The 23362-nt window shown below is 73.1% G+C and carries 16 protein-coding genes; 9 read left to right on the top strand and 7 right to left on the bottom strand.

All coding sequences use genetic code 11. The features are described 5' to 3' along the window. The first annotated feature begins 101 nt into the window (after window positions 1–101). From WMF46_RS48325 to WMF46_RS48310, 4 genes are all read left to right on the top strand, one after another. Window positions 102–1388: a GNAT family N-acetyltransferase gene (locus tag WMF46_RS48325; RefSeq protein ID WP_437983431.1), complete on the top strand. Its 1287-nt coding sequence runs from the start codon at window positions 102–104 to the stop codon at window positions 1386–1388. Between the two features lie 78 nt (window positions 1389–1466). After that, a complete protein-coding gene (locus WMF46_RS48320) occupies window positions 1467–4322 on the top strand; it encodes a DUF4175 family protein (RefSeq protein ID WP_437983430.1) in 2856 nt (951 codons plus the stop codon). Beyond that, window positions 4319–5884, top strand: coding sequence for a hypothetical protein (locus WMF46_RS48315; RefSeq protein WP_437983429.1), 1566 nt, complete (start codon window positions 4319–4321; stop codon window positions 5882–5884). The genes WMF46_RS48320 and WMF46_RS48315 overlap by 4 nt, the downstream gene beginning before the upstream one ends. 143 nt (window positions 5885–6027) lie before the next feature. Beyond that, window positions 6028–6633 (top strand): hypothetical protein, encoded by a 606-nt coding sequence (locus WMF46_RS48310; RefSeq protein ID WP_437983428.1) that lies wholly within the window; start codon window positions 6028–6030, stop codon window positions 6631–6633. 100 nt (window positions 6634–6733) lie between these two features. Here WMF46_RS48310 and WMF46_RS48305 read toward each other — a convergent pair whose 3' ends face one another. Both WMF46_RS48305 and WMF46_RS48300 read right to left on the bottom strand, forming a co-directional pair. Then, window positions 6734–8239, bottom strand: coding sequence for a sigma 54-interacting transcriptional regulator (locus tag WMF46_RS48305; RefSeq protein WP_437983427.1), 1506 nt, complete (start codon window positions 8237–8239; stop codon window positions 6734–6736). Window positions 8240–8271: 32 nt separating this feature from the next. After that, window positions 8272–9114 (bottom strand): MBL fold metallo-hydrolase, encoded by an 843-nt coding sequence (locus tag WMF46_RS48300; RefSeq protein WP_437743285.1) that lies wholly within the window; start codon window positions 9112–9114, stop codon window positions 8272–8274. A 546-nt stretch (window positions 9115–9660) separates the two neighbouring features. Between WMF46_RS48300 and asd the strand changes: the two genes are divergently transcribed. The 3 genes from asd to WMF46_RS48285 are packed head-to-tail and all read left to right on the top strand — an operon-like array spanning window position 9661 to window position 14836. Further along, complete coding sequence (gene asd, locus WMF46_RS48295; protein ID WP_437988021.1) at window positions 9661–10386, top strand: archaetidylserine decarboxylase; 726 nt, start codon at window positions 9661–9663, stop codon at window positions 10384–10386. After that, complete coding sequence (locus WMF46_RS48290; RefSeq protein WP_437983426.1) at window positions 10383–12761, top strand: methyltransferase domain-containing protein; 2379 nt, start codon at window positions 10383–10385, stop codon at window positions 12759–12761. Before asd ends, WMF46_RS48290 begins: the two co-directional genes overlap by 4 nt. Before the next feature lie 20 nt (window positions 12762–12781). Then, complete coding sequence (locus WMF46_RS48285; protein WP_437983425.1) at window positions 12782–14836, top strand: FAD-binding protein; 2055 nt, start codon at window positions 12782–12784, stop codon at window positions 14834–14836. Window positions 14837–14885: 49 nt separating this feature from the next. Here WMF46_RS48285 and WMF46_RS48280 read toward each other — a convergent pair whose 3' ends face one another. The 5 genes from WMF46_RS48280 to rpmE form a co-directional block, all read right to left on the bottom strand. Further along, window positions 14886–15224 (bottom strand): histidine triad nucleotide-binding protein, encoded by a 339-nt coding sequence (locus WMF46_RS48280; RefSeq protein ID WP_012241641.1) that lies wholly within the window; start codon window positions 15222–15224, stop codon window positions 14886–14888. A 9-nt stretch (window positions 15225–15233) separates the two neighbouring features. Beyond that, complete coding sequence (locus WMF46_RS48275) at window positions 15234–15821, bottom strand: hypothetical protein (protein WP_437983424.1); 588 nt, start codon at window positions 15819–15821, stop codon at window positions 15234–15236. Then, entirely contained in the window at window positions 15821–16915 is a 1095-nt protein-coding gene (gene prfA / locus WMF46_RS48270) for a peptide chain release factor 1 (protein WP_437983423.1), read from the bottom strand. The genes WMF46_RS48275 and prfA overlap by 1 nt, the downstream gene beginning before the upstream one ends. A gap of 62 nt (window positions 16916–16977) precedes the next feature. Further along, the gene (locus tag WMF46_RS48265) at window positions 16978–18153 is read right to left on the bottom strand and encodes a DUF1385 domain-containing protein (protein WP_437983422.1); all 1176 of its coding nucleotides are present in this window, start codon (window positions 18151–18153) and stop codon (window positions 16978–16980) included. Window positions 18154–18412: 259 nt separating this feature from the next. Next, complete coding sequence (gene rpmE / locus WMF46_RS48260; protein WP_012241637.1) at window positions 18413–18619, bottom strand: 50S ribosomal protein L31; 207 nt, start codon at window positions 18617–18619, stop codon at window positions 18413–18415. Between the two features lie 570 nt (window positions 18620–19189). On the opposite strand from rpmE, the gene dnaK reads away from it, so the two are divergent. Next, on the top strand, window positions 19190–21109 hold the full coding sequence (gene dnaK / locus WMF46_RS48255; protein ID WP_437983421.1) for a molecular chaperone DnaK: 1920 nt from the start codon (window positions 19190–19192) through the stop codon (window positions 21107–21109). Window positions 21110–21330: 221 nt separating this feature from the next. After that, the gene (locus WMF46_RS48250; protein ID WP_437983420.1) at window positions 21331–23358 is read left to right on the top strand and encodes a hypothetical protein; all 2028 of its coding nucleotides are present in this window, start codon (window positions 21331–21333) and stop codon (window positions 23356–23358) included. Window positions 23359–23362: the final 4 nt, after the last annotated feature.

Below are 23362 nucleotides of genomic sequence, written 5' to 3'. Positions count from 1 at the left end.
GCCTCGCCGCGCCGCCAGGCGCGATTGACGCCCTCGCCGCCTTCGGCCATGACGGGCGCGGCGCGCCGCTCTGCCGCGCCAGGAGAGCGCACCGGAAAGCCATGGAGAAGGTCTACAGCGCCGCCCGCGTCCAGCCGGAAGAGCACAAGGACGTCCTCGCGCAGCTCTGGAAAGAGAACCTCGCCCACGGCGAGGTATCGCAGGAGCTCGTGGAGCGGCGGATGCGCTGGTTCCAGGAGCAGAACCCGGCCGGCCCCCCGCGGACCTGGATGGGCTTTCACGGACCGGAGCGGGAGATCATCGGGAGCGGCTCGTTCTACCCGCGCGACCTGGTTGTCGACGGGCGCAAGCTCAAGGCTGGCGTCCTCGGCGACTTCGGCGTGACCAAGGCGCACCGCATCGCGGGGGCCGCCATGAGCATCCAGCGAGAGCTCGCGAGGGGCTGCCGCGACGCCGGGGTCGATTTCGTCTTCGGCTTCCCCAACAAGGCCTCATTCCCGATCTTCCAGCGCGCCGGCTACAAGAAGATCGCCGATTCCATCATCTGGGTCCGGCCCCTCATGGCCGCGTACAAGCTGAACGAGCTCGCGGCCTCGTCGGCCGGCGAGCAGCGGAGCACCGTGAGCGCGGTGGTGCAGCGGGTCGCCGAGCGGGCCGCGTCGGCGGTCCCCCACCCTCGCTGGCGCGCGCTCTGGGAGGCATCGGAGCCGGGCGCCCCGCCCGCCCCGCTCGCGCAGGCGCTGTCGACCGCGGCGGAGCGCGCCGTCCAGCGGGCGACGGTGAAGCCGGACAACCTCCTGGTCCGCGCCGCGGGCAGCGCCCTCGACGCCTCGATGGCGCTCCGGGACACCGCCGCGCTGCTCGCGAAGGGGAGCCGCGTGCGCACCGAGCTCGTGGACGCCGCCGATCACCGCTTCGACGCGCTGTGGTCGCGGGCGAAGCCCTGGCCGGTCGTCGGCGAGCGGAGCGCCCAGTTCCTGAACTGGCGCTATGCGCAGCTCGGCAACGTCCGATACCGCTTCTTCTGCATGCTCGACCGGCATGACGGGCGGCTGCTCGGCTACGCCGTCTACTCGGTGCGGAACAACAAGGTCGAGATCAGCGACCTGTTCTGCGAGGACAGCGGCCCCACGTTCGACGCCCTGCTGCTCGAGTTCTGCCGGGCGATGCGGCGAGAGGGGCACGTCTCCGTGGGCATGCTCCTCGTGACGCCCCCTTCGTTCAGCGCCCGCCTGCGGGCGCTCGGGTTCTTCTCCCGCCCCCACCCGCCGAACGTCGGCTCGCGGTGGCTCATCGTCCACCTCGATCCCGCCTTCCCCGACGAGCTGCGGCGCGTGCTGCTCGACGCGGAGAGCTGGTTCATGACCGACGGCGAGCTCGACGTCTGAGCGCCCGGGCTCCCGCCTTTCGGGGGATCCCACCGATCCGCTGGACCACCTCCTCCCGCCGGTTACCCTTGCCTCTCCATGGATAACGAGGCGCCGGCCCTGTCCATCGCGCGGCTGCGCTCCGTCTGGGATGCGGAGGTGGGCCCCTCCGCGCGCCGCGCGCTCACCGCGGCCGCTTGCGCAGGGCTGTTCGGCGCGGCGCACGTGGCGCGCGTGGGGTCGCCGCTCGCCCGCGGGCTCGCCGGCGCCGGGCTCGCGCTGCTGCTCGCAGCGATCGCCGCGCGGGCCATCCTGGTGCGCCGCCGGCGCGGCGACGCCCGGCGCACGGTGCGCGAGATCATCGGTCGCACGGACGAGGCGCTCGGCGCCGCCACCCTGCGGGCGCTCACGCTCGCGGATCGCGCCGCGGCCGACGATCGCGTCGGCTCGCCGGAGCTCGCCGGCCTTCACCTCCGGCGGCTGCTCGGCCGCGCCTCGCAGGCGCGCGTCGTCGAGCGCGCGCGCCAGGCGGCGACGCGGTGGGCGAGCGCGGGCCTCGCCCTCGGCGCGGCGGCGCTCGCGGCGGCGGTGATCGAGCCGTCGCGCGTCGTCGAGGGGCTCGATGTCCTCGCCGCCCGCGGCGGCGAGGCTCCCCTCGATCTGCCGTGGATCGAGGAGGTCGAGATGACGGCGGCGCCGCCCGATTACCTGCACCAGGGCGCGGAGGAGCTCCTGCCGTTCGCCCCGACGATGCAGCCCCGAGGGACCGTGATCACGGTGCGCGGCCGCCCCGTCCGCGCGGGGCGCGCGCTCGTGCTGACGGACGGCGGCGCCGAGGTGCCGTTCGTCGACGACGGCAAGGGCAGCGTGGTCGCCCGCTGGACGCTCGGCGAGTCGACGACCCTCCAGGCGGCCGCGCGCTTCGGGCAGGTGCGCGTCCGGCAGGCCGACGCGCAGCGCGTCGTGTCGATCCCGGACGACGCGCCGCGCGTCACGCTCGAGGGCGCGCCCCGCACGGTGAAGCTCCTCGACGAGCCCAGCATCCCGCTCCGCTACGAGATCACCGACGATCACGGCCTGCGCGAGGTCGATCTCGTCCTGCGCGCCGGAGCGAAGGAGGAGCGGCGGGTGCTCTCGCGGCCGGCGGCGGACGCGAAGGTCGACCGCGGAGGCTACGAGCTCCGGGCGCGCGATCCCTTCTTCCGCAGGACGTACGTGCCCGTCGAGGTGCGGATCGAGGCGCGGGACAACGATCCGATCGAGGGCCCGAAGTGGGGCAGGAGCGAGGCCATCCTGGTCGTCCCGCCGCAGGTGGGCGAGCCCGAGGCGCGGCGTTACGCCGCGCTCGTGAAGGCGCGCGACGCCCTCACGGATCTGCTCGCCGACCGCATCGGCCAGAGGACGCCGGAGGCGGGCGGCGCCGCGGCGCACGCGGCGCACGAGGCCGAGGTGCAGGCGACGGCCAAGGCGGCGGTCGAGGCGGCGCTCGCCGCGGATCATGGCGGGCTGCGGGTGCGGGGGCGCATCGCGTCGCTCGCCCGAGGTCAGCTGGCCCGGCTCGACGCGGCGCTCGCCGCCGAGCGGAAGTCGACGACCCGCGCGGCGCACCAGGAGCTGCTCGACGAGACCGAGGGCGCGCTGCTCGCGTTCGACGCCGGCCTGCGCGGCCTGGGCCACCGCGACGCGCGGGCCGTCGCGCAGCGGCTCGCCGACGTCGCGGACGAGGCGGCGGCGGCGGCCGAGCTCCTGGGCAGCGGCGACCGCGAGGGCGGCGAGGTCCGCCTGGAGGCGGCCGTCACGGTGCTGGGCGGCGGGGGGGTCGAGCTCGGCAAGCTCGGCGAGCTCGGCCTCGACCTCGGCGAGATCGTCGCGAACGACCTGCGCCGGATCGCGCGCGCCCGCGGCGCCAGCGACTGGCTGCACGCCGAGCTTTCGGCGCGCGATCTCGCGGCGCGGCTCAGGCGGCCGGAGCCTTCGTTCGGCGGCGGCGGCCGCGGCGGGGTGGAGTCGGGCGCGCCGCGCGGGCCTGACCCCGGGGACGCGTCGAACGCCGACGAGAGCGTCGCCCAGAGCGAGCGGGATCTCGAGGAGCTCGCGCGCGATCACGCCGCCGAGACGAACGCGGTCGCCGAGGAGCTCTCGCGCGCGTCGCGGCCCGAGGACATCGCGGCGCTCCGGGAAGAGGCGAAGAAGCACGCGGAGGCGATCCGAGAGGCCGTGCGGGACCTGCCGCAGCCGGGCGCGGCGCCGGGCTCGGCCGAGTCCGCCGCGGCGGCTGGCAGGGAGCAGGCCGAGGCGATGGCCGGCGCGCTGGAGCAGGGCCGCCCCGAGGAAGCGGTGACGAACGGCCGGGGCGCGATGCGCTCGCTGGGCGACGCGAAGCGGCTCGGCGGGCAGGCCGGCGGCTTCTTCCCCGAAGAGCGCGCCGCTCGCGAGGCCGGCGAGGCGCAGCAGGCGCTCGCCGAGGAGCTGGCCTGGGCCGAGGAGGCGCTGCGCAAGCTGCGGCAGGCGGCGGCGGAGCGGGCGCGGGACGGCCTCGGGAAGTCGAGCCAGCGCGAGGGGTCGCTCGCTGACCGCGCGCGCGATCTCCGCAAGCGGGGCGAGCGCGGCGACGGCCGCATGCCCGAGGAGATGCTCGATCGCCTCGACGAGGCCGAGCAGGCGATGCGCGACGCCCAGCGCGCCCTCGCCGAGGGGGACGGCGAGGGCGGCAACGAGCGCCAGCGCGACGCGCAGCGGCTGCTCGAGATGTCGCGCAGCGAGGACCAGGGTCAGGACAGCGACGCCGAGTCGGAAGGGGATCGGAACATGGCGAGGAAGGCCGACATCCCGGACAAGGACAAGCACAAGGGCCCCGAGGAGTTCCGCCGTCGCGTGCTCGAGGGGCTCGGGGGGACCTCGGAGCCGCGGCTGCGAGAGGCGATCAAGCGTTACGCGGAGGGGCTCCTGAAATGACGCGCACAGGCGGTGGGGCGGCCACGGCCCGGCGCGGGGCGACGGCGATCGCGAGGCGCGGCCTCCGGGCGGCGATCCTCGCCGGGCTCGCGACGGCGTCGGCGACCGCGTCCGGACGCCTCACGGTCGGCGATCTCGATCGCGCGGCGCGGGCCCGGGCCGCGATCCTGGAGATCGACGTCCCCGCGGCGCGGGACGCCCTGAAGGACGCGGATCCGGCGGACCTCGCGCTCGCGCTCGAGCGCGGCCGCCTCGCCATCTACGAGGGCGACTGCGACGCGGCCTCGGCGATCCTCGCGCGCCCCGATCTCGCGGCGACGGCCGAGGGCGCGGCGCTCGGGGACATCGCGCGCGGCTGCGCCCGGGCCACCGCGGCGACGGTCGTCGTGAACGACGAGGAGCGCGGCGTCTGGGTGCGGCTCCAGGACGACGACGATCGCGCGCTCGTGCCGCTCCTCGTCGACGTCGCGGCGAGGACGCGCGACGTGCTCGCGAAGGACCTCGGCGTCGAGCTCCTCCAGCCGCTGCGGATCGATCTCGTCCGCGATCAGTTCACGCTCTCCGCGATGACGGGGCTGCCCGAGGAGGCGGCGCGAACGACGGGCACGGTCGCCATCGCCAAGTGGGGGCGGGTGACGATGCTCTCGCCGCGCGCCACGCCGAACGGCTACCCCTGGCTGGACACGCTCGCGCACGAGATAACGCACCTCGCCCTGTCCCGCGGGACGCGCGACAACGCCCCGCTGTGGCTGCAGGAGGGCGTGGCCAAGCGCGAGGAGGTCCGCTGGCGCGTGCCCGACCCGCTGGACGACGTACCGTCCGCGGACGCGATCGCCTTCCTGGGCATCCAGAGGGGCCTCGGGCGGCCGCTCGACAAGATCGGCCCCTCGATCGCGATGCTCCCGAGCGCGGAGGAGGCGGCCGTCGTGTTCGCCGAGGTCGCGAGCTTCATCCGTTACTGGACGAGGGAGGCGGGCGACACGGCGCTGCCGCAGCTCCTGCGCCGGCTCAAGGACGCGAGCAGCGACGCGGACCTCGAGCGGGCGATCGCCGAGATCTCCGGCGCGGACCTCGCGGCCTGGGACAAGCGCTGGCGCGCCTACCTCGCCAGCGTGCCGGCCGACGTGCCGCCCGACCTCGCGCCCGGCGCCGACATGCCGCACCGGCAGGAGGTGAGCAAGCGGGTGCGGCTCGGCCAGCTGCTCCATGACCGCGGCCACCACGCCGCCGCCGCGGTGCAGCACGCGCGCGCGCAGGCGCTCGCGCCGCACGAGCCGGCGGTGCGCTGCTTCCTCGCCGCCGCCCTGCTGGCGTCGGGCGAGCGCGCGAGCGCCTCGCCCCTCGTCGAGCGGGTCGAGGACGTGCACAGCCGCTACGGCCGGTGGTGGTCGCTGCACGGGCTGCTCCACGGAGGCCCCGACGGGGACCGCGCCTTCTCGGCGGGCACGGCGCTCGATCCGCTGAACCCCGACGTGGCCTGCGAGGAGAAGCTGCTGCCCGATCTCCCCGGCGACCCCCTCCGTTCGGCCCTCTGCGAGGCCGCGCGCCGCAGGGCGCGCTAGGCCGTCGCCTCCGAGATCCAAAAAAAGACGGCGAGCCGAGGAAATAGCGCCGCTCGACGCAATGGCGCGCGAGCGGCGGTTTGTTCGCGAGCGCGCCCGCTCCGGATTCCGTCGCGCCGCAGCGCGCTCCTACGGTGCGCGGGATGCCGAACCCTGGTCGCATCCCCTTGATGATCGCGCTGGGCCTCGCCCTGCCGGCCCCGGCCTACGCCCACGGCGCGCAGCGCGCGCCAGAGCCGCGCGTGCACAGCGAGTTCAGCGCGTCCTCCGTGATGGCATTTGGCCTGACACCCACGGCGGGCATCGGCATCTCGCCCGCTGCCGCCCTCCGCTGGTCCGACCTGTCCCTGTCGCTCGAGGCGCGGGCGATCGTCGCGCTGGGCGGCCCTCCGAGCGATCTGCCGAGCGCCGGCCCGCGGCGCATCAGCGCCGGGCTGGGGGTCATGTCGCTCTGCAGGCACCGGGACGGCGTCTTCCTGTGCAACGTCTTCCAGCTCGGCGCTGTCCGCGCGCCCATCCCGGAGAGCATCACCCAGACGGAAGGCGACGTCCTCTGGCTGCTCACCTCCGGCGCGCGCGGCGGCGCCGAGTGGCGCATCGCGCGGTACCTCCAGCTGCGCAGCTTCCTCGAGCTGCACATCGTCCTGGCGCGCCCTCTGCTCTCGGCCGGCCCGGCCGCGAGGTGGAAGAGCTCCGCCGTCGCGGCGATCGCCGGGATCGGCCTGACGTTCCCGGTGGACCCGGGGTGAGGAGGGTCGCGCCTGCGCGCCGTGACCCACGCCCCGCGCCTCCTCGGGCCTCGCGCGGCTCAGGCGTCGTGCCGGAGGAGGTCGTGCGCTCCGCGCGGCCTCAGTGCTTCGCGCGGAGCGCGCGCGCCAGGGTGTTCCTGCCGACGCCGAGCCGCTTCGCCGCTTCCGTCTTGTTCCCCTCGCACGCCCGGACCATCGCCTCGACGTAGCGCCGCGTCACCTCGTCGAGGGTGAGCCCGAGCGGCAGCGCGACCCGCGCGTCGCCCTCGGGCGCCGCGGCGGCGGGCGGCGGGGCGCCTTCGCCCCGGCGCGTCGGGAGGTGCCCCGCGGAGATGCGGCCGTCCGGCGCGAGGGCGATGGCGCTCTCGACCCAGTGCTCGAGCTCGCGCACGTTGCCTGGCCACGTATGCGCGCGGAGGTGGCGGAGCGCGTCCGGATCGAAGCGCGGCGACGGCCTGCCGTACCTCGTCGCGTAGACGTCCGCGAAGTGCCGGGCCAGCGTCTCGACGTCGTCCGGGCCGCGCTCGCGCAGGGCCGGCAGATCGATCTCGACGACGCGCGCGCGGTAGTAGAGGTCCTTCCGGAAGCGCCCCTCGGCGACCGCGCGCTCGAGGTCGCAGTGCGTGGCGCACACGACGCGCACGTCGGCGCGGAGCGACTGGCGACCGCCGACGCGCTCGAAGGAGCGGTCCTGCAGGAAGCGAAGGAGCTTGCCCTGGATGTCGAGCGGCAGGTCCCCGAGCTCGTCGAGGAACAGCGTGCCGCCCTCGGCGAGCTCGACCTTGCCCGGCACGCGCCGGTCCGCGCCGGTGAACGCCCCCCGCTCGTGGCCGAAGAGCTCGCTCTCGACGAGCTGCGCCGGCAGCGTCGTGCAGTCGACGGTGACGAAGGGCCTCGTCTGGCGCCGCGAGTTGACGTGGATCGCCCGGGCGAACAGGCTCTTGCCGGTGCCTGTCTCCCCGCGGAGCAGCACGGTCGCGTCGGTCTGGGCCGCGAGCTGGACCTTCTCGTACACGGCGGCCAGCCGCTCGCTCCGGCCGACGATCCGGTTGAACGGCCCCTGCAGCACGACCCCCGGGCCGCCGCCCTCGGCGGCGCGGAGCGTCGTCAGCGAGAGGGCGCGGGCGAGCTGCGTCGCGAGGGCGACGAGGTAGCGCTGGTCCTCCTCGTCGAAGGGCGCGCCCGCGCGGTTCAGCAGCTGGACGACGCCGCGGACCGGCGCGGCGCCGTCCTCGCGGATGGGCGCGACGAGCATCGAGCGCGTCGTGTAGCCCGTCGCCCGGTCCGCCGACGGATCGAAGCGCGGGTCGCGCGAGGCGTCGTCGACGCGCACGACCTGCCCGGTCGTGGCCACGTGCCCGGCGATGCCGCGCTCGAGCGGCTGCCTGAGCGAGGGGAGCTCGGGCAGCAGGGCGACGCGCGTCACGAGATCGCCGCGCTCGGCGTCGACGAGCCAGATCGTCGCGCGGTCGGCGCGGAGCGCCTTCGCGAGCCGCTCGCACGCCGTGCCGAGGAGGGCGTCGAAGTCGACCTCCCGGGCGAGGAGGGAGGCGAGATCGACGAGCAGCGAGAGGCGCGACATGGATAGCGGAGCAGTGTCCAGCATAGAGGGCGCCACGCTTGTCGTCATCCGCGTCATCACGCGGCCCGCGCGAGGGCCTCGACGTGGATGCACAGCCCCTCGCGCGCGGCGACCGAGCCAGGGAAGAGCTCGCGGGAGAGGCGCTCGATCTCGGCGACGCCGGCGTCCGTCCGCTGCGGGTCGTGATGGAACAGGACGAGCTTCCGCGCGCCGCACGCCCGCGCGATCTCCGCGCCCGCGACGTACGTCGAGTGCCCCCAGCCGACCTTCGAGCGCCCGCCGTCGCCGCGGTACTCCTCCGGGGTGTACTGCGCGTCATAGATGAGCACGTCGGCGCCGTCCGCGAGCGCGCGCAGCGCCGGATCGACGCAGGCGTAGTGCTCGGTGTCGGTCGCGTAGACGACGCTGCGGCCCTCGTGCTCGACGCGGTAGGCGAGGACGCCGCCCGGGTGGTTGAGCTTGGCGATCCGCACGTGCACCTCGCCCACATCGAACGCCTCGCCCGGCCGCGCCTCCCGCACGGCGATCTGCGCGCAGAGCTCATCCATGCGGACGGGGAAGCTCGGCGCGGCCATCTGCGTCGAGAGCACCTCGCGGAGGCTCCCGACCCCGTGCGCGCTGCCCACGAACGACAGCCGCGAGCTCGGCAGGTACGCCGGCACGAAGAACGGCAGGCCCTGGATGTGGTCCCAGTGCAGGTGCGACAGCAGCACCGTCGCCTCGACCGGTCCCTCCCGGAGCAGGGCATCTCCGAGCTTGCGCACGCCCGTCCCTGCATCGAGGATGATCCGCGACGATCCGCAGCGAACCTCGACGCAGCTTGTGTTTCCGCCCACCGCAGCCGTCTCCGGCCCAGGCGAAGCGATGCTCCCGCGAACTCCCCAGAACTTGATCTCCATCGTTGTTGCGAGCCTCCTCGGCCCTCTTCAGCGAGCGGCGTGCCAGGACGCAGGCCATTGAAATCCCTTCGCTTTTCTGCTGCGCCCGCGGAGGTCGATCGAAGTTGCAGCGCGAGGTCCGGATCGCCGCTTCAGAATGGATCGCGTCGAGGGGACGGCCTGCGGGCCCTCGCGCCCCGATTTGCGCGGAGCGGCGCTTCGCGATTGACGCGCTCGCAGCGACGTGGAGAAACGTGGGGCGCGGGGGACGGGCCTGGCGTCGCGCCTCGGATCGCGCTGTGCGTCGCGTCAAGGCTGAGCTCCCTCGCTGGTTGGGGACCGCGCCGACGCTGGGAGGTTCGTCTGACCCGAGCGTTGACCAAGGTCCTTCCTGAGGCCTAGCATTCCTGCACCGCTCTCTTTCCCGCATCGTTACCGCTGCTCCGCACAATGACCGTTGCCACCTACGCCGCCGCACAGCTGTTGCGGGTGCTTCCGCGAGAGCGCATTACCCGGGCCGTTGGCCGCCTCTGCGACGCCAGAGCACCCGCCGCCGTCTTGAGCACGGTGGTGAAGCTCTACGCGCGCGCGTACCGCGTCGACATGGACGCCGCCGAGGTGCTGACGAGCCCTTACGAGAGCTTCGACGCGTTCTTCACGCGCAAGCTCCGCGAGGGGATGCGCCCTGTCTGCTCCGATCCCGGAGCCATCACCAGCCCTGCCGACGGACGGGTCGAAGCGATCGGCCCCGTGACCGAGGGTGGGCGGCTGACCATCAAAGGGCAGCCCTACCGCGTGGAAGACCTCGTGGGCGACCCCGCAGAAGCCACGCGCTATGACGGCGGGCAGTTCGCGATCGTCTACCTGTCGCCCCGCGACTACCACCGGGTCCATTCGCCCGTCGCCGGGCGGGTGAGCCTCATCCGCTCGATGCCGGGGGAGCTGTTCCCGGTGAACGCGATCGGCGAGCGCCACGTCCCGGGCCTCTTCGCGCGCAACCGGCGCGTCGCGATCGTGATCGACACGGAGCGCCAGGGGCGCGTTACGGTGGTGATGGTGGGCGCGATGATCGTCGGACGGATCACGGTGAGCGCCGTCGACGCGCGCGACGTGCCGCTCGGCCTGCACACGATCTCGCCGGCGCTTCCGGTCGCGTGCGGCGAGGAGATCGGCAAGTTCCACCTCGGATCCACCGCGGTCATGTTCGTGGAGCGTGGGGTGGCGCCCCCCTGGAGCAGGGCTCCTGGGCCGATCCTCTACGGCGAGCCGCTAGGCGGAGGGGGCCAGCGATGACGAGCGAGCGGCCGCGCAACCCCCTGGCTACGCCCGCCCAGGAAGGCGGCGCCTCCGGAGAGCCCGGCGCGCCGCTGCCGGGCGAGGCAGGGAACGCGGCCGCACCTGCGCCGCAGGGAGACCAGGGCTCGCTCCCCGCGCGAGCGTCCGCTCCACGGCCCGAGCGCTCGCCGAGCGCGCGCCCGCAGCTCGCGACGACGACGCCGCTGCCGCGCCTCGATGTCATCGCGGGCATCACGGACGGGAGCTCCGGCGGGCAGATCGCGGAGATCCCGGACCTCGATCTCGACCCGCGGATCGCCGGACCGCCCACGGAGCGCTCGCGGCACGGCGCTCCCCTGCCGACGAGCCCCAGCTCCAGGCGGTCCTGGCAGTCGCTCGCGACGGAGGTGGAGCGGGCGGCGGAGGTGGAGCGCGGCGAGGGCGCGAAGACCGGGCGACGGCGCTCGCGGCGGCTCGTGAACGTGTCCGGAGACGCAGCGCAGCAGGGTGACGATCAGGTCGCCACGCACGACCGCGCCACCGTGCCCGAGGACGCCGCGGCGCAGCGCTCGGGCGCGCGCGACGAGGCGGACGACGACGGGTGGCCGAGCGCCTCCGAGAGGCGGCCCAGCTACCCGACGCTCGATGCGCCCCGGCATCCCAGCGAGCCCGCGCTGGATGGATCCAGGCCCCCCAGCAAGCCGGCGGCGGCGACGGCGGCGGCGACGAACCTGGCCGAGCTGGTTCCGCCCCGTGCCGTCCCGCGTCCGTCACCGAAATCCTCGAGCATGCCGCCGATGCCGGCGCCGAGCGGGCTCATCATCGATCCCGATTCGGTCGCGGTGATCCGGCCGCTCCAGATTGTCAGCATCGAGTCGGACCTGCCGCCGGTGCCGCCGATCACCTCGGCCCCCGAGCCCGCCAGACCGCCGCTCTTGACCGATCCGGCGGAGCACGAGTGGCCGCCGCTCCAGTTCAGGATCCGGCCGGACGACGTCCCGACCGGGATGGGCCTCGATTCGTTCCAGGAAGGCCTCCCCGAGGGCCCGCCGACGGCGCGCGACGCCGCCGTCGACGCCCTCCAGCCGCAGCCTCGGAGGCGGCCCAGGAGGCAGGCCTCGGCGCCGGAGATCGACGCGCACCCCTTGGACTGGCCGCTGGGGGCGGGCGCGGACGTGGTCGCGGAGGTCGAGCCCGAGTCCGAGCCCGTCGCCGAGGTGAAGGCCGAGCTATCGAGCGCTCCTCCCGCGGGCGGCGAAGGCCAGCAGGCGCAGGGCGACGCGACGCGCATCACCGTGCCGCCCAGGAGCACCGAGGTCGAGCTCGAGGAGGTCGAGCCCGAGCGCGACGCCGAGCTGGCCGACGCGGGCTCGGCCGCGCAGGCCGATCCGCACGGCGCGCACCCCAAGAAGCCACCGCCGCCTCCCTTGCCGCCGCGGCGCCCGCGCGCGCAGGCGCTGGCATCACCGGATCTCGCGACATTCACGAGCTCGGTGCCGCCGCCGCCCGCGTCGGCGCCGCCCGTGTCGGCGCCTTCGTCGCACGGCGAGCCGTCCGCGTCCGCGCGGCCCGCCGCTCCCGCCGCGGCGCCCGCTGCAAAGCAGGTCGAGCACGATTCCGGACCCTCGACCGAGCCCGCCGCGCGCCGGAAGCGCCCGTGGTGGGAGGAGCTCTTCGGCGACGACTTCCTGCGCACGCTCGACAAGATCGACAGCAAGGTGGTTCGCCGCGAGGTCGATTTCATCGAGGAGCGGCTCGGCGTCGAGAAGGGCGCGGTGATCCTCGATCTCGCGTGCGGCGCAGGCGGCCACGCGATCGAGATCGCCAGCCGCGGCTACAGCGTTGTCGGCTACGACCTGTCGCTCGCCATGCTCGCCCGCGCCGCCGACGAGGCGCAGGACCGCGGCCAGAAGCTGAACTTCCTCCAGGGCGACATGCGCGAGATGACGTTCGAGGAGACCTTCGACGGCGTCTACTGCTGGTCGACGAGCTTCGGCTACTTCGACGACGAGAAGAACGTGGATGTCCTCGCCCGCATCCGCCGCGCCCTCCGCCCCGGCGGGATGCTCCTGCTCGACATCGTCAACCGCGACTATGTGGCGTCCCGCCAGCCGAGCCTCGTCTGGTTCGAGGGGGAAGGCTGCGTCTGCATGGATGAAATGCACGTGGATTTCTTCACGAGCAGGCTCAAGGTGAAGCGCACCGTCATGTTCGAGGACGGCCGCTCGCGCGAGCTCGACTACTCGCTCCGCCTCTACGGTCTGCACGAGCTCGGCAAGGTGCTCCACGAGGCGGGCTTCAAGGTCACCGAGGTGACCGGACACCCTGCGCACCCCGGCGTCTTCTTCGGCTCCGAGTCGCCGCGGCTCATCGTCCTTGCCGAGCGGAGCTGAGGCGCTAGGGCTCCCCGGGAATGAGCTTCGAGGCCGCGATCGCGCGCGCGCTGCCGGGGATCCCGCGCAGCGCCTCCCCCGTCGATCAGATCGCCTACGCCCGCGATCTCTGGCCGCGGCACCACCTCGCGGTGACGGAAGGCCGCATCGCCGAGCACCGGCCCGGGATGATCGTCTGGCCGTCCTCCGCGGAGGAGGTCGCCCAGGTGGTGCGCTTCTGCGCGGACGAGGGGCTCCCGCTGGTGCCTTTCGGGGCGGGCTCGGGCGTGTGCGGCGGCGTCTTGCCGGACGAGCGCACGGTCGTGCTCGACCTCAAGCGGCTCTCCCGCCGCCGCTCGCTCGATCGTCAGGCCCCGTCGGTCGAGGTCGAGGCCGGCGCGCTCGGCATCCGCTTCGAGGAGGAGCTCAACGCCGAGGGCTTCACGCTCGGCCATTTCCCGTCGTCCATCCTCTGCTCGACCGTGGGGGGCTGGGTCGCGGCGCGCAGCGCCGGCCAGTGCTCCGGGCTCTACGGCAAGATCGAGGACATGGTCGCGTCGCTCGAGTGCGTCGTCGGCCGCGGCGAGATCGTCCGCTTCGATCGGCGCGCGCGAGGCCCGGATCTCACGCCGCTCCTCATCGGCAGCGAGGGCGTGCTCGGCGTGGTCACCGCCGCGACGCTCCGGCTGCACCCCGCGCCGCCGGCGCGCGCGTTCGCCGCGTTCTCGTTCCCCAGCGTCGAGGCCGGATGGGACGCGATGCGGGCGATGTTCCAGGCCGGCCTCCGCCCGGCGGTCTCGCGGCTCTACGACCCGTTCGACTCCTTCATGGCCCGGCTGGGCGCCGTGCGCCGGCAGCGCGCCCACGCCGGCGCAGCCGATGAACCCTCCGGCGGGACGGCCGCGCGGGGGCACGGCGCGCGCGGCCCTGGGGCCGGCGCCGCGGTGCTGCGCGGCCTGCTGCGCGCGCCGGGGCTCCTCAACCAGATCGTCGACGGCGTCGGGTCGCGCGTGCTCCGCGGCGCGACGCTCATCCTCATCTTCGAGGGCACGGCGCGCGCGAGCGCGGACGACCTCGCCCGCGCCGCGGCGATCGCGGAGCGCGGCGGGGCCAGGCCGCTCGGCGAGGAGCCCGCGCGCCACTGGCTCGCGCACCGCTACAGCGTGAGCTACCGCCAGGCGCCCGTGTTCATGGCGGGCGCGTTCAGCGACACCATGGAGGTCGCCGCGCCCTGGTCGCGCCTCGACGGGCTCTACCGCGCGGTGCGCGGCGCGCTCGGGCGCCACGTGTTCGTGATGGCTCACCTGTCCCACGCGTACCCGGACGGCTGCAGCATCTACTTCACCTTCGCTGGCAGCGCGCCGAGCGTCGCGGCGGCCGAGGCGAAGTACGACGCGGCCTGGCGGGCGGCCCTCGACGCCGCGATCGGCGCCGGCGGGACACTCTCGCATCACCACGGGGTCGGCCGGAGCAAGGCGCCGCGGCTCGGCGCCGAGCTCGGCCTCGGCGTCGACGTCATCCATGCGCTCCGCGGCGTCTTCGACCCCGCCGGCATCATGAACCCTGGCAACCTGCTCCCGCGCGAGGCGCCCTCCACCGCGCGCCGCCCGCTGCCGCCGCCGCCCGCGGCGCCTGTGCTCGACGGCGACTCCATGCTCGTGCACGCCGCCGGTACCGCTCGCCTCGGCGAGATCGAGCGCGCCCTCGAGCAGCGCGGCCTCACGCTGGCGATCGACTTCGGCGCGACCTCACCCGAGCTGACGCTCGACGCGTGGATCGCGGCGGGCGCCCCCGGCGCCCCGGATCCGTGGAGCGATCCGGTCGATCACCTCGTCGCCGGGTTCACCGCGCGGCTCGCGTCCGGCGCCGAGCTCGCGGTGCGGCCCGCCCCGCGGCGCGCGGTGGGCCCGGATCTCTTCGCGCTGTTCCTCGGCGTGGGTGGGCGCGCCGGCGCCATCACGTCCGCGCACCTCCGTGCCCACGGCGCGTCGCGGTCCCGCGCCCTGCCGACCGCGCTGCCGAGGCAGCCGTCGCTCCGTGACGACGAGGCGGCGTGGCTCGACGCGGCGGTGAGCGCCGCCCGCGGCGTCCGCTGAGCGCGGTCGGCGCCGCGCTCACTCGGAGCGCGGACGGCGCGGACGGCGTTCAGCCGGGAGGCCAGGCCATCGGCCTTCCACCCATCACGTGGACGTGGATGTGGAAGACCGTCTGGCCGGCGTTCGCGCCGCTGTTCACCACGGTCCTGAAGCCGCTCTCCGCGATGCCGGTGAGCTCCGCGACCCGCCGCGCGGCGAGGAGCAGCCGGCCGAGGACGGCCTCGTCCTCGGGCGTGGCCTGGGCGATGCCCGCGATGTGGCGCTTCGGGATGACGAGCGCGTGCGTGGGCGCCTGCGGGTTCACGTCGTGGAAGGCGATGACGTGCTCGTCCTCGAACACGACCTTCGACGGGATCTCCTTGTTCGCGATCTTGCAGAAGATGCACATGGCCGCCTCCTACTCCCAGGGTGCTTGCGAGTCACGCCGCGCCCGGTCACGCGGCAGCGCCCTGGTCCCGGGGTCCGGCTCTCCCGGCTCCCCCTCGCCAGGAGACTCCAGCGCTCCGCCGGGCTTCCCCTCGGGCAGCAGCCGGGCGAGCGCGCGCTCGATCCGCGACGTGTCCGCCGGCTCGGGGAGGAGCGCATGCGGCAAGGCGGCGCCTGTCGCCGAGCTCGGCGCGGCGTCCCCGCCGCCCGGCTGCTCGGCCCGCGGGACCGCCCCGCGCGCGACCGCGATGCGGAGCACCGCGAGCTCCAGGGCGTCGAGCGTGGCGGTGCGCTTCAACCCGAGCGACGGCACGTCGTAGGTGAGCAGCGCGCCGCCGCTCGCAGCGGGCGCGAGCCCGGCGCGGTCCGCGCCCGCGACCAGCTGCCGCACGATGCTCCTGAGCAGCGCCGCCCGCCGCCGCACCCGGCGCGCCTCCGGGTCGGAGTAGAGCGAGAAGAAGCGGTTTCGCGAGAAGGTCGACGGCGCCAGCACGAGCGCGACGAGCCGCGCCTCCAGATCGACGGGCGGCGCCCCTCTCTCGATGGACGGCGCCCCCATCACGTGGCGGGCTCCAGCGCGGGCCCCGAGAGCCCGCCGCGGCGCAGGAGCTCCGCCTGGCGGTGCGTGCGCAGCGCGCCGATGAGCTCGTCGAGGTCCCCTTCGATGATCTTGTCGAGCTTGTGCAGCGTGAGGCCGATCCGGTGATCCGTCACGCGGTTCTGCGGGAAGTTGTAGGTCCGCACCTTCTGCGCCCGCTCCCCCGTGCCGACCATGGTCCTTCGCTCGGCGCTCTGGGCCTCTTCCTGCCGCCGCTGCTCGAGCTCGAGCAGCCGGCTCCGGAGCACCTTCATCGCCTTCGCCTTGTTCTTCAGCTGGGAGCGCTCGTCCTGGCACTTCACGATCATGCCCGTCGGCAGGTGCTTGAGCTGCACGGCGCTGTTCGTCGTGTTGACGCCCTGGCCGCCAGGGCCGCCCGACGCGGCGATCGAGATCTCCAGGTCCTTGTCGTCGATGTGCACGTCGACCTCGTCGGCCTCGGGCAGCACGGCCACCGTCGCGGTCGAGGTGTGGATCCGCCCCTGCGTCTCCGTCGAGGGGACCCGCTGAACGCGGTGGACGCCGCCCTCGTACCGGAGGTGGGAGTAGACGTCCTGCCCCGTGATCAGCGCCGCGACCTCCTTGTAGCCGCCGGCGGAGGCCTCGCTCAGGTTGAGCACCTCGACCTTCCACCGCTTCGTCTCCGCGTAGCGGCAGAGCATGCGGAAGAGATCGGCGGCGAAGAGCGCCGCCTCCTCGCCGCCCTCGCCGCTGCGGATCTCGATCACGGTGTTTCGCGTGTCGTTGGGGTCCTTCGGCAGGAGGAGCACCTCGAGCTCGGCGGCCATCCGCTCGCGCTCGATCTCGAGCTCGGGGAGCTCCGCCTGGGCGAGCTCGGACAGGTCGGGATCGCTCAGCGCCTCGCGATCCTCGGCGATGCGCCGCTCGACGTCCCGCAGCCGGGCGAAGGCGACGACGACGGGCTCGAGCTCGGTGCGCTCGCGGTTGAGCCGCTGGAGCTCGGCCGGCGCGGAGAGCACCGCCGGGCTGCACATGAGGTGCTCGAGCTCCTGAAAGCGGCGCTGAACCGCCTCGAGTTTCGCGATAGGTAGCATCTGCAATCCGAAGACGACGCGGGGTTGGACGGCGGCGAGGGGCCCGGCGGAGCCGGCGCGCGCTAGCCGTGAGCGCCTGCGTAGCCGGGGTCGGCCAGCAGCTTGGAGTAGTCGGCGAACACCCGATCGGGCTGGGCAGGAGCGGCCACCGAGGCCTCACGCCAGAGCGTCGCACGGAGCGACGCGAGGGCGATCTCCAGCTGCGCATCCTCGGGCTCCGCCGTCGTGATCTTCTGGACCAGGAACCCCGGCCAGAGCAGCGCGCGGAGCGGGCCGGTGGTGCAATAACGCGCGAAGATCCGCTGGATCTCGAAGGTGACCGCGGCGATCAGCGGGAGGAACGGCAGCTTCATCAGGAAGAACGTGACGCTCTCGACGAGCCGGCCACCGGGGAGCTTGGGCAGGAGCGCCCCGAGCGACGCCCCGGCCACCGAGAACACCACGATCGACACGAGCGCCACCATGACCAGGAACGTCGTCCCGCAGCGGGGGTGCATGGCCGTCTTCCGGCGCGCGTTCTCGACCTCGAGGACCTCGTGCGCCTCGTAGGTGGAGATCGCCTTGTGCTCGGCGCCGTGGTACTGGAAAACGCGTCGAACCTCGGGGATCTGGCGGATCAGCAGGAGGTAGCCGACGACGATGGCGAGCTTCGCCACGCCGGTGATCGCCTGGAAGGCCGGCGACGTGACCTCGAGACCGAGGCCCAGGAGCTTGTTGACAAGCTCGGCGCCGGCCTGGGGCGCCGCCACGAAGAGCAGGACCGCGAAGAGGATCGGGATCATGCCCATCCCTCCTCCCCGCTTCTTCCCCTCTGCGCCGCCGCCCGGCGCGGGGCTGCCCGTGACCTGCGCGGGCTCGACGTCCTGCGCCGCGATCGCCGCCATGCTGAGCGCCAGGGAGGTGAGGTTCACCCCGCCCGCCTGCCCTGCGCTCGGGCGCTTCGACTCCGGCCCCTTGGCCGAGCCCGCCTCCTCGGCCGAGAGATCTTGCTCATAGAGGTCCGCGGACCAGCGGAGCGCCTGGGATCCCAGGCGGAGCGACTCGACGAGGGTCGCGACCCCCCGCACGAAAGGCCACGTGCGCGGCCCCTTCGAGACAGCGGTCATCGGCTGCTCGCGCACGACCAGCTCTCCCGAGCGGCGCCGGCAGACGATCGCGACCGAGCTCGGCGACCGCATCATGACCCCTTCGATGACCGCTTGGCCGCCGATATACGGACGTGCAGGCTGATCGCTCATACGCGTTCCAATCTAGCGCATAACACGGCCAGCGCATCGGCCCGACCGACCAGCGCCGCACATGGTGAATGTGCCGACGTCGTCCTGTCTGCGTCCGCGTCCGCCGACGCCGCGCGCGACGTCTCGGCCGCTCACGCTCCGCGCAGGGCTAGCGAGCGCGAGGCGAACGAGCCCATCCGCCACGCCCTGGGCGGGCGCGGCGTGACGGGCGAATCCGGTGAAAGAAGGGAGTTCGGGGGTAGAGGGACGATCGGCCCGGCTACTTGCCTGCGGTCGCGTACTTCTTGCGGAAGCGGTCGACGCGGCCAGCGACGTCCATGATCTTGTGCTTGCCCGTGTAGAACGGGTGGCAGGCGGAGCAGACGTCGGTGGTGAAGCTGCCGCGGGTGGAGCGGGTCTCGACGACGGCGCCGCACGCGCAGGTGATCGTGGAGGCCTTGTACTCGGGGTGGATGCCGGGCTTCATGGTGAGTCCTTCGGGTGTTGCGAGGGAGGGCGCCTATAGCTCAGCGCGTCTTGGACCGCAAGAAGCCCCTCGGACGCGCCCGCTCTTCTATCTCTCGTCCGGTTCTCGTCCGGCCCGCTCGACATCGTTTGCGCGGGTTTGCGCGGGTTTGCGCGAGTTCGCGCGGGTTTGCGCGAAGCTGCGCAGCGAGGCGGCCCTGGCGTTGCCGGCCGAGCCCGCCGCGCTTCCCCCAGGAGCTAGGCCCCCGGCTCGAGACGCTGGCGGTGCGAAGCGCGGACACCTTAGGTGCGGCGCGACCGGGCTCCGGTCAAGGTGCGGGCAGCCCCAGCCCGCGCGCACGGCAATTGCTAGAGGCGGCGTTGACGCTCGGGCGCACATGGTTAGTTTCGCGGTCGCGAGCCAGCGAGCTCGCGAAAACTCGGCGAAAGTATCCGGATTCCCAGCGGTTTTTGACGGCTCTGGAGCGGTGGCTCGCGGCAGCTGTCAGCTGAGCCCTGCTGGCCGGTCGGGTCTTCTCGCCCCCCGTGGTCATCAGGCCGTCGCGCAAACAGTTCTCGGAGGTTCAACGTCATGGGCAAGATCATCGGCATCGATCTCGGCACGACCAACAGCGTCGTCGCGGTGATGGAGGGCAAAGAGCCCAAGGTCATCGTGAATGAGGAGGGCTCGCGCCTCACGCCGTCCGTCGTGGCCTGGGACGACAAGGGCGAGGTGCTCGTCGGACAGATCGCGAAGCGCCAGGCGGTCACGAACCCCACCAACACCATCTACTCGGCCAAGCGCTTCATGGGGCGCCGCTACGAGGAGGTGCAGGAGGAGGCGAAGCGCGTCCCGTACACGGTCAGCAAGGGCAAGAACAGCGACGCCTCGATCGCGGTGCGCGGCAAGCAGGCGTCGCCCCCCGAGATCTCCGCGAAGGTCCTCCAGAAGCTGAAGAAGGCCGCGGAGGACTACCTCGGCGAGAAGGTCACCGAGGCCGTCATCACCGTGCCGGCGTACTTCAACGACTCGCAGCGCCAGGCGACCAAGGACGCGGGCCGCATCGCCGGGCTCGACGTGAAGCGCATCGTCAACGAGCCCACGGCCGCGGCGCTCGCGTACGGGCTCGACAAGAAGAACGAGCAGGTCATCGCCGTCTACGACTTCGGCGGCGGCACGTTCGACATCTCGATCCTCGAGGTCGGCGACAACGTCGTGCAGGTCATCTCGACCAACGGCGACACCCACCTCGGCGGCGACGACGTCGACCACCTCGTGATGGACTGGCTCGCGGCCGAGTTCAAGAAGGACACCGGCATCGACGTCTCGAACGACAAGATGGTCGTGCAGCGGCTCAAGGACGCCGCGGAGCAGGCGAAGATCGAGCTGTCGAACGTGCAGGAGACGACGATCAACCTGCCGTTCTTGACCGCGGACGCCTCGGGGCCGAAGCACCTCCAGAAGCAGCTCACCCGGGCGAAGCTCGAGCAGATGATCCGGCCGCTCATCGACCGCACGCTCGAGCCGACCCGCAAGGCGCTCGCCGACGCGAAGAAGTCGCCGCAGCAGATCGACGAGATCGTCCTCGTCGGCGGCTCGACCCGCACCCCGCTCGTCCAGGAGACGGTCAAGAAGTTCTTCGGCAAGGAGCCCCACAAGGGCGTGAACCCGGACGAGGTCGTGGCCGTCGGCGCCGCGGTCCAGGCCGGCGTGCTCTCGGGCGACGTGAAGGACCTCGTGCTGCTCGACGTCACGCCGCTCTCGCTCGGCGTCGAGACGCTCGGCGGCGTGATGACCGTGATGATCTCGAGGAACACCACGATCCCGACCCAGAAGAAGGAGATCTTCTCGACCGCGACCGACAGCCAGCCCAGCGTCGAGGTCCACGTGCTCCAGGGCGAGCGCACCGAGGCCCGCTACAACCGGACCCTGGGCCGCTTCCACCTCGAAGGGATCATGCCGGCGCCCCGCGGCGTGCCGAAGATCGAGGTGACGTTCGACATCGACGCGAACGGCATCCTCTCGGTCCACGCCAAGGACACGGCCACCGGCAAGGATCAGCGCATCACGATCACCGCGTCGGGCGGCCTGAAGGAGGACGAGATCAACCGGATGGTCAACGAGGCGGCGACGCACGAGGCCGAGGACAAGCGCCGGCGCGAGGAGATCGAGCGGCGCAACAAGCTCGATAACCTCTGCTACACGCTGGAGAAGACGATCAGCGAGAACAAGGACAAGCTGCCGGAGGGCGACGTCTCGGCGCTGAACGGGATCATCGCCGAGGGGCGGTCGGCCATCGAGAAGCAGGACGACGCGGCCGTGAGCGCGGCGCTGGAGAAGCTCGAGAAGGAAGCGCACCGCATCGCGAGCGTCATGTACGAGAAGGCCGGCCCGCCCCAGGACGGCGGCGGCGCCGCGCCCGGCGGCGCGCCGGGAGGCCAGCCGCCGCCCCCCGCCGGCGGCAAGGGGAAGGATTCGGTCATCGACGCGGAGTTCGAAGAGTCGAACTGATCGCCGCGAGGAGCCCGCTCCTCGACGGTGTGCGACGAGCGCGGATTCCCCCGCGCGCGTTCGCCGAGCGGCAAGCGCCAAGCGCAACGAGCGCGGATTCGTCCGCGCTCGTTCGCATTTGGAGCGGCCGCCGCGCGCGAGGCCGCGCATGCGGCCGTCGCCTGCGCGGCGCGCTCCTTGGGCGTCGACTCGGATGTCCGGGAGCCGTATAACCGGCGCTCATGCGAACCCTCCTGCCGATCGCCCCCCTGGTCCTGATGGCCAGTTCCCTCGCCTGCGGGCCGTCGCCCGCGCCTGTCGCGCCGACAGCAGGACAAGGCGAGGTCAAGGCCGGGCCTGCCCAGGTCGCCGCCAGCCCAGCGTTCGATCTATCGCCCGTCGCCGAGCCGGCCGACGTCGTCGGCGTGCTCCGCTGGAGCAACCCCGCGGCCACGCTGTCGAGCATCGCGACGTGCGCGGGGCTGCCTCCGGCGCTCGCGGAGACGGGCGCGCAGGCGTTCTCCTCGGCTGTGCTGGGCGAGCTCGTGAGCCCTTCCATCGACACGGACCAGCTCGCCACGGTGCTCGCGCTCGACGCGCCGGTGCACCTGATCGTCGCGCTCGATGACAGCTCGAAGCGGGGCAAGCCCGTGGCGGCCGTGTCGTTCGGGCTCACGTCGCTCGAGCGGGCGAGGGGCGCGCTCGAGGCGGGCGCCGCGCTCACCGAGGTGAAGCCCGGCATGTGGAAGATCGGCGGCAAGGAGCCCTCGTCGTCGAGCTGCTTCCTCGCCGCGTCCGCCGGATCGGCGCCCGCGCGGCTCCTCTGCGGCGATCGGGACCGCGACGTCACGACGCTCGGGCCGTACCTCGCGCGCACGCTGCCGACGCTCGCGCCCGAGGCGCGCGACCTCCACGGCGAGGTCCGCTTCGTCCCGCTCAGCACGAAGTTCGGCGGCATGGCGAAGCAGCAGCTCGGCGGGCTCCCGATCCTCGCGCAGAGCCAGCTCTCGATCGGGCAGCCCCAGTTCGACCGGGCGCTCACTGACGCGGCGACCTCCGTTCAGCAGGAGCTCGAGGCGCTCATCAACGACGCGAGCAAGGCGGTCGTCGATCTCCAGGTCGACAACCAGTCCTGCGTGAACTTCACGGCTGCCCTGGAGCTCCGGGGCCAGTCGTCGTGGGTCGCCAAGACGATGGCCGACAGGGCGAACCGCGCCGCGGCCGCGCCGGCGCTGTACTGGCGCGCGCCGAAGGACAGCGCCGGCGCGTTCTTCGACCACGGCTACGACCCGGCGCACTACGGCGGCATCCTGAAGACGCTGCGCGAGATGCTCGAAGGGTGGCTGGAGAAGGAGAAGATCGGCAAGCCCGCCGATCGCAAGGCGCTCGCCGATCTCCTCTCGCTGCCGATCAACCAGGGGCCGAGCGTGTCCGCCCACGGGTACCCGGACGCGCCTCCTGCCGCTGCCCAGGCCGGAAAGCCGACGCCGAACGAGGCGCTCGACAAGATGATGGGGAGCTTCGTCGGCTGGAACCTGTTCGGGTTCGAGGAGGCGCCCGACGCGCTCATCAAGTACGTGAAGAACGCCGTCACCGCCTACAACACGCCCGGGCTGCGCAAGCGGCTCCCGGAGATCGACGTCGATCCGAAGGATCTGCCGACGGTCAAGGCGGTCCAGGCGCCGAAGGAGCTCGGGAAGTCGTCGCTCGCCGTCGAGATCCAGATCGTCCGCGATCTGCCGCGGCTCGACGACGACGCGAGCTCGACCCCCGCCGCCAAGGGCAAGCAGCGGCCCAAGCTGACGATGACGCTCCACCTCCTCGTCATGGGTGAGGAGAAGACGACGTGGGTCGCCTTCGGACACGACAAGGGCGACCTGCTGAGGCGGCTCGCCTCGGTGAAAGCGGGCGCGCCCACCGCAGCGACGCTCGCGTCACGTCCGGGGCTCGAGAAGCTGAAGACCGGGAAGTTCGCCTGGGGTGGATTCTCGACGCTCTCCCCGATCACCCGCACGTTTCAGAGCGTGCTCTCGACGCTGGATCAGCCCGGCGCGGCGCCGGTGGCGCTGCCTCAGGAAGCTCGCATCTTCGGCGAAGCACTGGCAAAGCTCCCCCACAAAGGGGAAGGGCTGATGTTCGTCACGACCCAGCAGCAGGGCGGCGCCGCGCCGCGGGCCGAGATCTCGATCAACGTGTCGAAGCCCGTGCTCGAGGACATCGGCGCGCTCGTCGCGGCAGGGCTTCGAATGGCCGGCATCACGAAGCCATAGGCTC

It is taken from the genome of Sorangium sp. So ce117 (genome assembly GCF_051524395.1).
Classification (GTDB): domain Bacteria; phylum Myxococcota_A; class Polyangia; order Polyangiales; family Polyangiaceae; genus Sorangium; species Sorangium cellulosum_B.
The sequence above is the reverse complement of the archived record's forward strand: the minus strand, read 5'-3'. Positions and strand labels throughout refer to the sequence as shown.